Source organism: Bacillus sp. JJ1474 (assembly GCF_036965225.1).
GTDB lineage: Bacteria > Bacillota > Bacilli > Bacillales > Cytobacillaceae > Cytobacillus.
The window spans coordinates 13168-28991 of record NZ_JBALPC010000013.1 but is presented as its reverse complement, the minus strand read 5'-3'; the positions used below and the strand labels follow the sequence as shown (position 1 = coordinate 28991).

At 39.9% G+C, this 15824-nt stretch carries 16 protein-coding genes (1 of these 16 running past the window's edge); 1 reads left to right on the top strand and 15 read right to left on the bottom strand.

What is annotated here, in order from left to right; all coding sequences use genetic code 11:
- On the bottom strand, positions 1–109 hold the beginning of the coding sequence (locus V7164_RS02485) for a phosphate-starvation-inducible protein PsiE (protein WP_335353336.1). 236 nt of this gene lie to the left of the window's left edge; the window shows 109 of its 345 coding nt (coding positions 1–109); it begins with the start codon at positions 107–109; its stop codon lies off the left edge, out of view.
- Between the two features lie 168 nt (positions 110–277).
- Between V7164_RS02485 and V7164_RS02480 the strand changes: the two genes are divergently transcribed.
- The gene (locus V7164_RS02480; RefSeq protein ID WP_335344369.1) at positions 278–1510 is read left to right on the top strand and encodes an MFS transporter; all 1233 of its coding nucleotides are present in this window, start codon (positions 278–280) and stop codon (positions 1508–1510) included.
- 5 nt (positions 1511–1515) lie between these two features.
- On the opposite strand, the gene V7164_RS02475 is transcribed toward V7164_RS02480, so the two are convergent.
- The 14 genes from V7164_RS02475 to V7164_RS02410 form a co-directional block, all read right to left on the bottom strand.
- Entirely contained in the window at positions 1516–2430 is a 915-nt protein-coding gene (locus tag V7164_RS02475; protein WP_335344368.1) for an AraC family transcriptional regulator, read from the bottom strand.
- A 139-nt stretch (positions 2431–2569) separates the two neighbouring features.
- Complete coding sequence (speG, locus tag V7164_RS02470; RefSeq protein ID WP_335344367.1) at positions 2570–3097, bottom strand: spermidine N1-acetyltransferase; 528 nt, start codon at positions 3095–3097, stop codon at positions 2570–2572.
- 183 nt (positions 3098–3280) lie between these two features.
- Complete coding sequence (locus V7164_RS02465; RefSeq protein WP_335344366.1) at positions 3281–3571, bottom strand: YciI family protein; 291 nt, start codon at positions 3569–3571, stop codon at positions 3281–3283.
- A 284-nt stretch (positions 3572–3855) separates the two neighbouring features.
- Positions 3856–4422, bottom strand: a complete 567-nt coding sequence (locus tag V7164_RS02460; RefSeq protein WP_335344365.1) for a Fe-S-containing hydro-lyase — start codon at positions 4420–4422, stop codon at positions 3856–3858.
- An 11-nt stretch (positions 4423–4433) separates the two neighbouring features.
- The gene (locus V7164_RS02455) at positions 4434–5279 is read right to left on the bottom strand and encodes a fumarate hydratase (RefSeq protein WP_335344364.1); all 846 of its coding nucleotides are present in this window, start codon (positions 5277–5279) and stop codon (positions 4434–4436) included.
- A 36-nt stretch (positions 5280–5315) separates the two neighbouring features.
- A complete protein-coding gene (locus V7164_RS02450) occupies positions 5316–6848 on the bottom strand; it encodes an FAD-dependent oxidoreductase (protein WP_335344363.1) in 1533 nt (510 codons plus the stop codon).
- Positions 6845–7603: a succinate dehydrogenase iron-sulfur subunit gene (gene sdhB, locus V7164_RS02445; RefSeq protein WP_438823951.1), complete on the bottom strand. Its 759-nt coding sequence runs from the start codon at positions 7601–7603 to the stop codon at positions 6845–6847. The genes V7164_RS02450 and sdhB overlap by 4 nt, the downstream gene beginning before the upstream one ends.
- Before the next feature lie 12 nt (positions 7604–7615).
- Positions 7616–9403, bottom strand: coding sequence for a succinate dehydrogenase flavoprotein subunit (gene sdhA / locus V7164_RS02440; protein ID WP_335344361.1), 1788 nt, complete (start codon positions 9401–9403; stop codon positions 7616–7618).
- Between the two features lie 43 nt (positions 9404–9446).
- The gene (locus V7164_RS02435; RefSeq protein WP_438823948.1) at positions 9447–10103 is read right to left on the bottom strand and encodes a succinate dehydrogenase cytochrome b558 subunit; all 657 of its coding nucleotides are present in this window, start codon (positions 10101–10103) and stop codon (positions 9447–9449) included.
- Positions 10085–11449 (bottom strand): MmgE/PrpD family protein, encoded by a 1365-nt coding sequence (locus V7164_RS02430; RefSeq protein WP_335344360.1) that lies wholly within the window; start codon positions 11447–11449, stop codon positions 10085–10087. Before V7164_RS02430 ends, V7164_RS02435 begins: the two co-directional genes overlap by 19 nt.
- Complete coding sequence (locus tag V7164_RS02425) at positions 11446–12363, bottom strand: succinate--CoA ligase subunit alpha (protein ID WP_335344359.1); 918 nt, start codon at positions 12361–12363, stop codon at positions 11446–11448. Before V7164_RS02425 ends, V7164_RS02430 begins: the two co-directional genes overlap by 4 nt.
- Entirely contained in the window at positions 12364–13563 is a 1200-nt protein-coding gene (locus V7164_RS02420; protein ID WP_335344358.1) for an ATP-grasp domain-containing protein, read from the bottom strand.
- A 53-nt stretch (positions 13564–13616) separates the two neighbouring features.
- Positions 13617–14279, bottom strand: coding sequence for a GntR family transcriptional regulator (locus V7164_RS02415; RefSeq protein WP_335344357.1), 663 nt, complete (start codon positions 14277–14279; stop codon positions 13617–13619).
- 36 nt (positions 14280–14315) lie between these two features.
- Positions 14316–15788: an SLC13 family permease gene (locus V7164_RS02410; RefSeq protein ID WP_335344356.1), complete on the bottom strand. Its 1473-nt coding sequence runs from the start codon at positions 15786–15788 to the stop codon at positions 14316–14318.
- Positions 15789–15824: the final 36 nt, after the last annotated feature.

Here is a 15824-nt window from a genome sequence, read left to right as displayed (position 1 = left end):
AAGATAAAATAGTAGCCAAAATGACAAGTGAAGCATTCAAAAAGATTTGCAATATTTTTGGGATAACAGTCAAGATTATTTTTGGAACATTTCTTTTATTAATAACCATATTAATATGCTCCTTATCTTTTTCAATGGAACTTTCTATTTACAACATAACATAGTGGTTTTAATTAATTATTAAATACATGTAAAAAATTTACATTCCTTAACATCTCAATTTTGGAAAAGAAATGCAACGTCCTCCTTTCTATAATGAATGGAGGAGGGAAGGAAAATGAATTTATTCACCACAAAGAATCCATATCAGGTATATGTCAACACATGTTTCTTAGCACAATTTTTCTTTACTTTTATTTTTACAATGAACTTGTTATATCAAGTGCAAATCGTTAGGCTCACTCCAATTGAGTTAGTTTTAGTGGGAACTGTATTGGAGCTTACTGTGTTCCTTTTTGAAATTCCTACTGGGGTCATTTCGGATTTAAAAAGCCGAAAGCTTTCCATTGTTATGGGGTACTGTTTAATTGGAGTAGGATTTCTAGTGGAGGGGTTATTTCCTTTTTTTACAGCTGTCATGATTTCTCAAGTCATTTGGGGAATTGGTTATACCCTTACAAGTGGTTCACAGCAGGCGTGGATTGCAGATGCAATAGGGGAAGAACGTGCTTCTTCTGCATTTTTAACGGGTGCGAAGGCTGGTAATCTTGGACAGATGTTTGCGATTCCTTTAAGCATCTTTACTGGTTATTTTATGATTAATCTTCCTATTGTATTTGGCGGTCTATGCATGATTGGACTAAGCATTTATTTAATCCTATTTATGAAAGAAGAAAACTTTCAGCCATTAGATAATGTGAATCGAACATCAACATGGGCAAACATGAAAGGAAATATGGAGAAAATTATTGTTTATTCAAGAGCTAACTATTTGATGAGATTGCTCTTCCTTATTGCTCTGTTTGTCGGATTTTACAGCGAAGGATTTGATCGGCTATGGATTTCTCATTTCTTTGAAGCATCCAATCTAACAGCATTATCTGATCAAGGCTTAGTGATTTTAGTAGGCGGAGTCCAATTTATAGTTGTTCTACTATCATTTACAGCACTTCATTATTTAAATCGCAGCTATATTCATGAGCAGCTGAAACTCATCTATGTCTCTCTCTTTATTGGAAGCTGCCTTATTATTCTCTCATTAATAGGCTTTGCCTTCGCAACCAATATTATCAGTCTGCTCGTCTTCTATATTGTCATTCAAGTGACAAGACAATCCATGCATCCTTTAGAAGACATATGGCTTAATAAACTGATCCCTGAATCTTCTACACGGGCAACCTTCTTTTCCGTAAAAGGCCAAGTAGATGCGATTGGACAAATCAGCGGTGGGCCTTTCATTGGATTTATTGCTTCAGGCTTTACGATTAAAGCAGCCATTGTGGCTAGTGCTCTTTTATTAACACCAGTCTTATTTTTATATAAGACTGTACTAAAAAAATCTAGAGGATAATGTTCTTATCCCCTAGATTTTTCTTTTATCGGCAAATGGATTTCCATAAAGATTCGCTCATAATCCCAATAATGGCAATGTTCATCATAGTATTCAAAGTCATAGCCTCTTTCATCCACTTCATATAGCGAATTCGGAAGCCAATCTTCTAAAATATATCGCCAAGTTCCTTTAATGGCCGAAGCAAATTGTTCTTTTTCAACGAGAGGCGTTTTAAAAATGGCATAAACAGACTCGGGAACTTTAAATTTCATAAATCCACTCGGGAGTTCTGCCTGATGATCTAACTCAACCGCAAATAAATATATAAAATAATCTTGATGGATATCGTCAGTTAAATTTATACAATATTCCCCATGTTTTTTTGGAGACAATGTTTCATATAAGGCCCTTTCAACAGAACCATCATTTAGGCCATCCTGATCCCAAAAGGCTGGGGCATCCCTTGTGTAAGTAACATTTGGAACATAACTTTCAAACTTTTTTCCGGCAACCCAGAACGATTGTCTTGAAATAATCTTAGGCTGTAAAACAATACCGCCAAGATTTTTTTCAAACAAATCTTTTAAATTTAATTTCTGAGGAGGTGAAATAGGACAATGAAGCTTATATAAACTGGGTGGACTGCCAAAGCATTTCTTAAAGGCTTTTGTAAATCCAGCATGTGTTTCAAATCCATAATCTAGAGCAATTTGAAGGACCTTTTTACCTCTGGCTAATTCATATAAGGCATGTTGCAGCTTTCTTTTTACAACATAATCCATCACTGTATAACCAAGAACTTTTCGAAAAATACGGTAAAAATGAAACGGAGAATATCCCGCTATTTTAGCTAATTCCTCAGCATTTATTTCCTCTTTTATGTGTTCATCAATATAATCAATCGTTCTCTGCAATAATTCTAACTGCTGAATCTCCATCGCCAGCCCCTAAAGAATGTATGTAAAAAAGATATATTATTTTTATTAAACAGATAAACATTAGCTATTGTCAATTGATATGAATGAAAAAAAGAAGAACTCTTTAGAAGTTCTCCATTAGCCGGGAAATCTGTACAATTTAGGCATCCATTGAATTACTCCCCAAGTACTGATGCTGGAACATACACATTCTAATGGCATTATGATACTCGCCATCCACAAAAAACTCGTCAATCAATTCACCTTCAAAATGAAATCCCAGTTTTTTATAAATATGAATCGCTTTTTCATTATTTTTATCCACAATTAAATAGAGTTTGTAAAGATTTAATACAGAAAAAGCATAATCCATTGCACGATGAGTTGCTGCCTTTGCATAACCGTGTCCCTGATGATTGGGATCAATAATGATTTGGAACTCTGCCCTCCGGTGGATATAATCAATTTCTACTAATTCTACAAGACCGACCATCTCGCCGCTTTTTTCCACAATAAATCGCCGTTCACCTTGATCGTGAATATGTTTATCATACAGATCCTGCAATTCAACGAAAGCCTCATATGGTTCTTCAAACCAATAGGACATCACGTTGGCATTGATGTTTAATTTATGAACAAAAACTAAGTCGACTCTTTCCAGCGGCCTTAACCTAACCCCATCACTCATACTTCCATCCTCCGTTATCTATCTTCTTGCTTTATTTTATGACCAAATACCAATAATTATCATACATGATTTTTAATATAGTAATGGACACACGAAGGAAAAAAGTGCCAACGCACATTTTATTGTGAATTGGCACTTATATATTACTCTTAATAATTAATCTTTCTTAATCCAGTCTGAATTCTATTCAACTTTACTGCAGTTCATCACTGCGTCACTAATTATTTCCCACTCATGAATTTCCATCCCTCTTGCCTCGTGAATAATATAAGGATCTTTCTCGGCAAATGACTTTGCCTCATCCAAAGTTTCCGCTATATAGATCACCATTCCGCCTGAGCCATCTGCAAATCTTCCCCTTGCAAAGATTTTACCTTCCTTATTCATACTCTCGAGAAATTCAAGATGCTGAGGGCGATATAATTGGCTCTTTTCTTCATTTAGCATTGGCAATAAAACTGCGAAGTATTTCATATTTTAACCTGCCTTCTACACTTTTTAAGACTTGCAATGTAATCAGAAAGGATCGATGCCCTTCATTGGGCTCTTATGTTGCACATTTCCTTGAACTCCCAACAAAAACGAGTGTCATGAGAGCTTCATATTGCATATTTTCCCGATTTCCTAACGAAAACGAGCGTCATGAGGGCTTCATGGAGCGCGTTTTCTTCGCTTCCCACCTAAAACGGTCGTCATAAAACAATAATCCTTGTTCATCATTGAAGTTAAACCCATTCCCCTAATGAAGTAATTTTTTTCTATATCAATTCACTCTTCTCCTGAAACTGCTGCTTTCCTAATTCGTACCAATCGTTTCCATTACTATCAATAATCACGACTGCCGGAAATTGATCAATTTCTAATTTGTAGATCGCTTCTGGACCTAAATCATCGTACGCTACAACTTCCATTGATTTAATCGTTTTAGCAATTAACGCGCCTGATCCTCCGATAGCAGCAAAGTATACAGCCGTATTTTTCTTCATAGATTCTATGACTTCCTGGCTTCGGTAGCCTTTTCCGATCATTCCTTTCAGGCCACGATCTAAAAGAGAAGGGGTATACTTATCCATTCTGCTGCTTGTTGTCGGACCAGCAGAACCTATAACAAGACCAGGCTTTGCCGGGGTTGGCCCAACATAATAAATCGTTTGGCCAGAAATAGCAAAAGGGAGTTCTTCCCCTTTCTGAAGAGACTCTACCATTCTTTTATGAGCCGCATCTCTTGCTGTATAGATTGTTCCACTGATTAGAACACGATCTCCTGCTTTTAATGTCATTAATGTGTTTTCATCGAAAGGACTTGTAATTTGAAGAGTTGACACCTGCTTCCCTCCTATAATCGTACTTCTTTATGCCTGCTAGCATGGCAATTTAAATTGATAGCCACTGGAAGTGCAGCAATATGACATGGCTCTATTTCAATTTTGACATCGAGTGCTGTTGTATTCCCGCCAAGCCCTTGAGGTCCAATCCCAAGCTCATTAATTTTGAACATGAGTTCTTCTTCAATTTTTGAAATTTCAGGCCGTTCATTCCGATGGCCGATGGGTCTAAATAAAGATTTCTTGGCCAAATAAGCACATCTCTCAAAGTTTCCGCCAATGCCGATTCCTACAACTAAAGGAGGACACGCATTGGGACCTGCCTTTGAAACGGTATCCAGAATAAAAGCTTTGATCCCCTCCAATCCATCTGAAGGCTTCAGCATTTTCAGCGTACTCATATTTTCACTGCCTCCGCCCTTCGCAGACATATGAATGACGATTTCATCGCCAGGAACAAGCTCAATATGAATAATTGATGGAGTGTTATATCCTTTACTTTTTTCACGGGTAATCGGATGATCGACAATGGAATGCCTTAAATAGCCTTCTTCATATCCCTTTCGAACCCCTTCATTAATCGCGTCATAAATACTGCCACCCGTAATATGACAATCCTGACCAACCTCAACGATAAAAACAGAAACTCCCGTGTCTTGGCACATTGGCACTCTTTCGCTCTTAGCAATATCTGCATTCAAAATTAACTGTTCTAAAATGTCCTTCCCCGTTTCAGATGTTTCTTTTTTTAACGCTGACTGAAAGGCCCTAATCACATCTTGACCTAACTCAAAATTTGCCTCTTGGCACATGCTCGCAACCTGAGTAACGATCGCATTATAAGTGATTGTTCTCATCCATTCTCCCCCTTTCATGAAAATTGATGTTCTACTTTATTGTCTTTGACTGCTATTCTCCAAAAAAATAATAGAAGATTTATAGATGATAATTTTCTTCTCCCATTCCTTTTTTTCCTCTGGAATATCAAGAATCTTGTGCGCTCCTCGACTTTCTTTTCGAGTCATCCCTGCTAATGCTGAAGCCCACGCAGTCCGAATTTTATCCTGTATAGGTAAATTTAAGACATTTTGCTCCTCTTCCAATTCCAACGCGATAGATTCTAACTCATCTACTGCTTCCTGTAAGGACTGAATGGTTCTTTCAATTCCAACCTTTGCCCACATAATTTCCTTCATTTTCTGTATTACTTCTTGTTCCATTGTTCGTTTGCTCTCACTTACGAAGAACTCATCAACTAAACGCTTTTTGTTTTTCTGGGATTCCCACATTTCACTTGCAGCCATTTTTCCGGCACGATGCCCAAAAACTAATGCCTCCGTAAGTGATCCCCCTCCTAAACGATTAGCTCCATGCAAACCACCCGAACATTCTCCACAAGCATATAAGCCTTGCAAATTTGTCCTGCCCCATTCATCAGTCTCAATTCCTCCCATGCAATAATGCTGCACAGGACTCATGATCCAATCACCTTCATGCCCTTTTTTAAAGAGGCGATAAAGGTGGGGGCTGTCTGTTTGAATATCTTTTTCCTTCACATTTGAGAAATCAAGCAGCACTTTCCCTTGTTTGAACATGGAATAGCTTAATATATCTCTTGTTTCAAGTTCTTTTCTTGGAAATTGATCCATAAATCGGACCTGCTCTTCATTTAAAAGAATAGCTCCTTTTCCAAAAATCCTTGTCATAATATCAACATTGGCCGGAGACTTAAGCCGATACGGATAAAATTGCACAAATTCCATATCGACAAGCCTCACACCATGCCGCCAAGCCATGCCAATTCCTTCACCCGTAATATCCCTTGGATTATCTGTAGAAGAATAGAGTCCTCCAAAGCCTCCCGTAGCTAGAATAATAGCTGAAGAATAATAGACATATATATCCTTATCTCGCAAAACGACTGCCCCAGTAATCCTCTCATTCTCTTTAATCAAATCAACTAATATAGATTGCTCATGAATATCAATCCCGATTTCCCTTGCATAGCTGCCAATCGTTTTTGTTATATTTCTGCCAATGCCTTTTCCAGCGTATACCCTCCGAGGAAATGAATGTCCAGGTGTACTAACTTGCCTTTCCCTTTCAAGCTCAATCCCAAATTTGCTTTCTAGTTCGTTGACCCTGTCAGTACATTCTTCTGCAAGAATTCTAGCTAAATAACGATCAGCAACTTGTCTGCTTCCTTTAATTATGTCTTGATAAAATAGATCCAGAGAATCTCCAGGGGAAAAGATAGCAGAATGAACTCCGTCTGATATTACAGACGATCCGCCTAGCCCAGCCTTCCCCTTCGTTAAAACGGCAACAGATGCACCTTCCTCCTTTGCCGCAATCGCTGCAGCTAAAGCAGCCTGACCACCGCCAATTACAAGCACATCATAGGTAAAAGTTTGTTCTCTGCTCATTTCTTTAACCAGCTCCATAATGCGTAACGGTTAGCATCTTTATTTAACTCAGCGATCGCAGTAGTTAATGGAATTTCTTTCGGGCAAACTTGAACACAGTTTTGGGAGTTTCCGCAGTTACTTATTCCTTCTTCACCAATGATGACCTCTAGTCGTTCATGTTTTTGCTGTGCACCTGTAGGATGCATATTAAAATATTTCGTTTGTCCAAGGGCTTGAGGACCAATAAATGGTGATTTGCTGTTTACATTTGGGCATGCTTCAAGGCAGCAGCCGCAAGTCATGCATGTCGAATATTTATAGGCTTCCTGCTGATCATCAGATGAAATTAACGAACCCGCCCCCATCGCATAAGTGCCATCTATTCTGATCCAGCCTTTAATTTTTTTTAGGGCATCAAACATTCGGTCACGATTAACGACTAGATCCTTTTCCACAGGGAAGGTTTCCATCGGTTCCAAGGAGATGGGCTGTTCTAAACGATCTACCAATGTGGAGCATGCCTGCCTTACCTTTCCGTTAATCTTCATACTGCAGGCCCCACATACTTCTTCAAGGCAGTTATACTCCCAAGCAACGGACCTTACTTTTTCACCATTTGAATTAATTGGATTTCTTTGGATTTCCATTAAGGCGGAAATCACATTCATATTTTTTCGGAAAGGAATACTAAATTCTTCCCAGTAGGATTCACCATCGGATGAGTCTTTTCTTTTTATTTTTAGCCGGATATCTGTTGTAGTGGTCACCGTCATCACCTTCCTTTCTTAAACCTTTGAAGGTTCCTCATTTTTTTGCTGTTCTTCTCTAGATGTGACAATGTCGTATCTTCTTTGTCTCGGTGTGATGTATTTCAGATCAACCGGTTCATAGGATAGACTTGGACCAAATGGAGTATAGGTAGCGATCGTAGTCTTTAGCCAATTCTCGTCATCCCGTTCCGGAAATTCAGGCTTATAGTGTGCACCCCTGCTTTCATTACGGTTTAAGGCGCCTACCGTTATAACCCTAGCAAGCTCAAGCATATTTTTTAATTGACGGACAAAAGGGACAGTTCTGTTCTGCCATCTGGAAGTGTCGTCAATTCCAATATGCTTCATCCTCTCCTGAATCTCCTGCAGCTTTTCATCTGTTTTTTGCAAACGGTCATTATGTCTTACGACGGTCACGTTATCTACCATCCAATCGCTCATCTCTACATGCAATTGATATGGATTTTCCGGCCCATCCATTTTGTATATTTTTTCGATTTCTTCCTCCTGCTTTTTTTGCTCACGTTCAAAAATAGAAGAAGGAAGATTATCATATGATTCTGCAAGACCACTTACATAATTCACTGCATTTGGTCCCGCAACCATACCTCCATAAATGGCAGACACTAAAGAATTAGCGCCAAGGCGATTAGCTCCATGGAATTGATAATCGCATTCTCCACAAGCGAAAAGCCCAGGGATATTCGTCATTTGCTCATAATCAACCCAAAGTCCGCCCATAGAATAATGCATAGCCGGAAAAATTTTCATCGGCAGCTTTCGTGGGTCATCCCCAACAAACTTTTCATAGATATCGAGAATTCCGCCGAGTTTACGCTGAAGCAGTTCTGGCGGCAAATGGGATAAATCTAGATAAACCATATTTTCTCCATTAATCCCTAACTTCAGATCTACACAAACATGGAAGATTTCCCTTGTCGCAATATCTCTCGGTACTAGGTTTCCATAGGCAGGATATTTTTCCTCTAGGAAGTACCACGGCTTTCCATCGCGATACACCCAGACCCTGCCTCCCTCTCCACGAGCAGATTCAGACATGAGCCTCAGTTTATCATCTCCTGGAATAGCTGTTGGATGGATTTGAATAAACTCCCCATTTGCATATCTAGCGCCTTGCTGGTAGGCAATACTATGTGCACTTCCTGTATTAATGATAGAATTTGTACTCTTTCGGAAGATGTTTCCGATACCGCCCGAGGCAAGAATAACGGCATCAGATTTGAAAACTTGAATCTCCATTGATTTTAAATTCTGCGCCGTAATCCCCCTGCATCTTCCTTCATCATCTTTCACAAGTGAGACCAATTCCCAATATTCAAACTTTTCAACAAGTCCTTCCGCCTCATATTTTCGAACCTGTTCATCCAATGCATATAGAATTTGCTGTCCTGTCGTTGCTCCAGCAAAGGCTGTTCTTGAATATTTAGCTCCTCCCAGCCTTCTAAAATCAATATGCCCTTCTTCCGTCCTGTTGAACTGGACGCCCATTCTTGCCAGTAAATAAATAATGTCTGGTGCTGCCTCACACATCGCTTTTACCGGCGGCTGGTTAGCTAAAAAATCCCCGCCGTAAATCGTATCATCAAAATGCTCCCATACGGAGTCCCCTTCACCCTTTGTATTCACCGCACCATTTATCCCGCCCTGGGCACATACTGAATGGGAACGGCGAACAGGAACGAGGGAAAATAATTTCACTTTTCTTTTGGCTTCTGCTATTTTAATAGTCGCCATCAGCCCGGCTAGGCCGCCGCCGACAACAATGATTTCTTGATTATTCATATATATCATCCACTCTCCCGTTGTTTCTCCTGTAGAGGAATCCCTAACTAACAAATGAGATTAAGCTCCATACTCCTACTACAGCTAATACGATACATACGACTGTGCAAACTTTCCGAATGGCATTTTGCGAAGCTGGCCCAATCGTAATCCCCCAAGTAATAAGTGCTGTCGATATTCCATTTGAAAAATGGTATACCGTACTCAATACACCGGCTAAATAGAAAACAAAGATAAAAGGATTCGATAAATGTTCACTTACAAGCTGGAAATCTACCTCTATTCCCTTCAATACAGGCCCTATTCTTAATGCCCACACATGATAAATAACGAAAATAAAGGTAATGATTCCTGTCACTCTTTGCAAAACAAAGCTAATATTTCGGCCATATTTATAAACATGAGCATTCTGTGTTGAAATAAAAGATAGATAGATTCCATAAACGGCATGATACAGCAGTGGCAATGCAATAAATACTACTTCTAAGACGAGCAAAAATGGCAAGCTGGTCATAAATTGAACATGTTCATTAAATCTTGCACTTCCTTGTATCGCTAACGCGTTTCCCATAAGATGCTGAATGAGAAAAAGGCCTAGCGGGATCAAACCCGCTAGTGAATGCAGTCTTGAAAGAACAAATCTACCTTTCCTTTTGGAAGGACTCGTGAAAGACAGTGGGGTTACTGTATTTGTTTGCACGATGGTTCCCCCTCTTTTAAGGACATCCACTCTTTTACAGTCCAATCCTCTAAGTGTAAAATGGCCTTAATTTGGTCTTCTGCATTATCAATTTTCCCATAAGTCATAACCTCGAATTTCTGAATCAATTCGTCCTTGGCTGCCGGCTTTTCCGGATCCCCCTTCGGATAGTCAGTAGATTGAATGAATGTTCTGCCATCCTTTAATAGTATTTCTACCTTCGCGCCCCATTTTTCTGGATAGGCATTTTCGTAGTATGGATCGACTAGAACCTCTACTTTACTCATTAACTCTCTAATTTCTGCTGAATATAAAATCTCTTCGCTATAATCGTTAAGTGATGCCCTGCTATTAGCTGCTATAAGGGCTGCACAAAACTGGCTGCTGAATTTGGATGCATAAACGGTATTCGGATTCGGATTATCTGTGATATTTAGAACGGTTTGATATGTTTTAATGGTAATCTTTTGAAGTTGATCATGTTGGAGGGATTGTTCTTTCATAATATCTAAGACACAGTCCATTGCTGGGTGCGTATGACGGCAGGATGCATGAATTTTGAAGCTGTTCTCGATGATTTTGAATTCCTGGCCAAGATTAGTTGTTATTTTTTCAGGATCGAATTTCTCAGACATGGCATGGAAAAAGCCGCGTCTGCCTTCTAAAATTTTGCTAGCTGATGTGAAATTCTTCTTCGCTAACAAAGCCGCAACTGTTCCGTTATAAGCAGCTTTCGCTGTATGAAGCTGTTTCGTGTTTGCTCCATCCTCAATGAATTCCCATAATCCTGCCGCCTGTGTTCCTGCATTCCCTAATGCATAGGCTGTTTGTTCGATTGAGAGATTTAACAGCTTTGCTACAGCCGCTGCAGAGCCAAACGTTCCACATGTTGCGGTATTATGCCAATAGTAGTAGTGGGAGGGGGAAACCGCTTCACCAATTCTGTAGCAAATTTCATATCCTGCTACAACAGCTGTAATTAAGTCTTTTCCACTTAAATTGTACCCTTCTGCAACAGCAACCGCTGCAGGAATAACGACTGTTCCAGCGTGGATAATGGAGGATTTATGAATATCATCCAATTCAACAATGTGGCTTGAAGCGGCATTTACTAAGCACGCATTCCCGATCGAGGACTTTCCTCCTGTAATGAGAGTTGCCTGCTCATGACCGCCCCATTCCTCTATCAATTCCTTTATCGATTGAATAGGCTTTTCATCTTTACCTGCTAAAGCAGAACCATACCAATCAAGAATACATAGCTTTGTAAACTCAACAACCTCTGAAGGCAAATCCTCATATTTAAGTTTAGTGGCATACTCAGCTAACGTCTTCGTTAATGTCATTTCACTTCACCCACTTTTACATTTAATACCGTTTGCAACACTTGAATCATATCATCATAGTGATCAACTACATGAGCTCCCGCCTCTTTCAGGGCCTGGATCTTAAGGGATGGGCGCCCTACATTTCCTGAAATCATGGCTCCTGCATGCCCAAAAACCGTCCCTTCAGGCATTGACTCAGTAAACTTGCCGGCAACAAACGAAATGAGAGGCTTTGTAAATCCTCCTTCTTGTAAAAATTGAGCCGCTTCTTCTTCGAAGGAAGTTCCTGGTTCAGAATAAGTGATCACTGCTTCCGTTTCATCATCTTTTTCAAACAAAGCGAGCAAATCCTTTATTGTCGTCCCTATTAAACTATCACCGCCAATCCCAACACTTGTTGAAACGCCAAACCCTGCCCGTTTCACCATCCATGAGGTTTCAGCAGTCATCCCTCCGCTCCTGGATATAACCCCGACACTGCCCGGAATGAAGCAACGTTCTGGACGATCTCCGCCAATCGAGCCCATTTTGATTTTGTCCTTTGGATTAATCAGACCAACCGTATTAGGTCCGATAATCGTAACCTTTTCTTTTTTCGCTGCGAATAACAGTTTTACTACGTCATGCTGAGGAATATTTTCTGTCGTTACGACAATAAGCTTGATCCCATTTGCAATCGCTTCAAGTACAGCATCTAGAGTAAATGCTGGAGGAACGACAATTAAACTCGCATTTACTTGATGATTTTTAACAGCCTCGGCCAATGTATCGTATACAGGAACACCCTGGACAAACTGTCCTCCTTTTCCAGGTGTTACTCCAGCATAAATAGCTGTACCATAGGAAAGTGTATGGGTAACAATCATGGAAGCCTCTCTGCCTGTAATCCCCTGAACAACTAGACGAGTCTGTTTATCTACTAGAATAGCCATTTACAAAACCTCCTCTAATTTCTTAACCATTTCAGCCGCCGCTTCCTCAATTGTTCGATCTTCTCCAAAATAAGTAATTCCAGCTTCAAGGAAGATTCTTTTTCCTTCCTCGTCATTTACCCCTGCTTCCCGGACAACGATTGGGAAGTGCTCTGGATTAATGTTTAGTTCTTGAATCGCATTGACGATTCCTCTTGCCATTACGTCAATTTGTGTATTATTCGTTATGTTATGGGCTACAAATAAACCTTTTACTCCTTCTTTGGAGAGAATCCCTTTTGTTAATGCCGTCACTTTTTCCTCAGAAGGATTTCCTCCTGTTTCTGTATAATTAGCCGGCTGTGCTCCTAAATGGACGAGTGCATCGAAGCTCAGCAGACTGCCTCCTCCACCGCCGCACATGAATCCAATGTCTCCTCCCTCCATTTCCGTGTACCGGGCTGTCCCGCGGTAATCTGCATCATTGACCTTAACCATTTCTTTTTCCAATTCAGTAAGCGGTCTCCATGATCTTTCACTGCCTGATTCCACAAGTCCATCAAGCTCTGGGTGCCTGTAAAGTGCGGCATCATCTACCCCCATTACAGAGGCTGCTGCTATCACATCCTCACCCTTTGTTAGCACTAGCGGATTAATCTCAAGAATATAACAATCGTATTTTGTAAAAACATCATACAGTTTACAAAGGATGGCAGATGCTTTAATAAGAGGTTTTCCTATAACGCCTAGTCTGCTCCATATTTCCTTTGCTTGATAAGGATGGAGGGAAGAAAATGGCTCAACATGATAAATAACAACCTTTTGTGGGGCATCCCTTACTAGATCCTCTACCTCGACTCCGCCTTCTGTCGTGGCTATGATGACTGGCTGCTGTTTTTGGGGATCAATCGTAATGGAAACATACCATTCTTCATCTATATCAATCTTGTTTTCTAGAAGGACTTTTTCTACAGGGTAGTTTCTAACGACCATTTGAAAAAGTTCATCTGCTTTCGTCTTTGCTTCTTCAACCGTATCCGCAAATTTAATGGCACCTGCTTTACCTCTTTTTCCAACTGGGACTAGAGCCTTTAATACCTTTGGTTCCGATATATGCTCCTCTCCAATTTCTGCACTTGAACTAATAACCGAATGTCCTGGAATAGGAATTCCATTTTCTTTAAGAATTGTTTTACTCGCATCCTCTAACATTCTTCCCATGCCGTTTCCCTCCCGTTTTAGGATATTGGATCCAATTTTATTGTAAAAAAACTTCAAAGCCGATTATCCTTATCATCCTCCAAGCTTTGAATTAATTGTTCACCTGTTCTAAAGATATGTTTTGAAACAAGTGCGGCTGCAGTTTCTTTGTTTCCACTAATAACAGCCTCAAGAATTTCCCTATGCTCATGATTAGACGTTTCCATTTTCCCCTTTATTAAATGAGGGGTCTGCTGCGGGAATCCACTCCATAACGTCCCGATAAAAGAATTTAGTCTTTCCCATTTACAGCGCCTAACAAGGAGCCGATGGAAATCAATATTATGCTGAATAAACTCATCAACATCCACAGCAGATTCCATTTTCTCTACAAGATCGGATAACTCATTTTTATCCTCTTCTGTAAGGAGATCCATGCTTTTATATACAGCCATTTTTTCAAGCTCTGCTCTGAGTGCGTAAATTTCTTCTATATCCTCAATGTTGATTGATTTTACAACAGCTCCTTTATGAGGCTCCAGAAGGATCAGCCCTTCGGATTCCAATTTTCGAAAGGCCTCCCTCACTGGCATGCGGCTTACTCCCAATTTATCAGCTAAATCCGATTGCTTTAATCTTTCTCCCGGCCTGAAATCCCCCCTGATAATCGCTTCTCTTAAAATATTGCATACCTTTAAATGTAAAGTGTCTCTGTTCTCTATGCGCAATTCTGACATTTTCGGCTACCTTTCTTTTTACATTTTTATAAATCCTTACAATAAACCAATCCAGTTCCACCATGTTGCTGCGGTTAATACGGTCACAGCTATCATCGCTATAGTCATCCATAACCCAGGAATTAAAAAATCCTTCTGCTGAATTTGTCCAGTACTGTGGACAACAATATTAGGTGTTGCTTCTACTACAAGAATATAGCCATGCAGACAAGCAAGTGAAGCAGTGACACAGATTAAAACAGGATCTGCACCAGCTGTTGTTGCTAGCCCTATAAATATTGGAATGAGAATCACCACAGCTGTCGATACGTTGGCAACGACTAAATGTAAAACTTGTGTAATGACTAAGACAGAAAAAACAGCTAAAATAGGCGAGCGAAGGAGATCAATGAACCAGCCAGCTGTTAAACTGCCGCCAATCAATTCGGTTGCTCCCGAATGATTAAATGCATATCCTAAAGATAAAGTAACCCCCATGAGTAAAATGGTATCGAAATTTATTTTCACCATACTTTCCCACTTTGAGCAGCCAATTCCTGGGAAAGCCATTAAAATTGCCCCTAAAAGTGCTGGGATGCTAGGATGCAATCCGTGAAAAGGCTCTGTAAACCATAACCCTACAATTAAAATGAGAATCGCGATGCATTTTTTTTCTTGAACATTTAAGCTTCCAAGCTCATCTAATTTCTTTTTCATTTCTTCCTTCACATGTGGAAAATCCTTATTTTCTGGCTGCAATGCAAAGCTTTTTAATAGAACGAACCAAACTACCGGAATAAGCAGGAGCCAAATTGGTACTGTGTACAGGAACCATTGAAAATAAGTTATTTGAATTCCGAGGAATTCTTTTAATAACTCAACAGTTAAAATATTGCCAATGGCTGCAGTCATGACAACAGTCCCGCTGATTGTCCCTCCAAAAGCTACGGCTAACATAATCATTTTCCGCAGATTCCCATTTTCCTTTACCTCTATTGTGTCGAGAGTCATCATTGCAACTGGAATAAGAAGGGTTGCTCTAACAGCTACAGCAGGTATAAAGAAAGCCTGAATTTGCGGAATGATAATAATACTTCCTACTAATCCTTTTGCCGTTCCTCCCCATTTCGCCAGGATAAAATAGGCGAGTCTTTTGGCGAGAGGGGTGTCATTAACCCCGATCGCAAGCATCATCCCACCGATAATCAGAAATACGGCAGGGGATGAAAATCCGCTATATACCACTTCTTTTGGGACAATCTCAAAAACCGTCATTAAGATAAGCAATAGGACGGCTGTCACTCCTAATGGAACAGGTTCAAACGTCCAATAGAGAACACTCATACCTAAAAGCCCAAGCATGATTTTTGCTGTGTCACTATAATTTTCCGGGAGTATGAAATAAATAGCGGCCATGATAATAACGCCTAAAACAAGCGTAAAGACCTTTGACCTATCAATGGGAATTGAACTAGATTGTTTTGAACTTGGAACTACATGTACTTTTCTTTTTGCATTTGGAGAACCCATACTACTCTCCCACTTTCATTGAAAAAGCTATGAGCT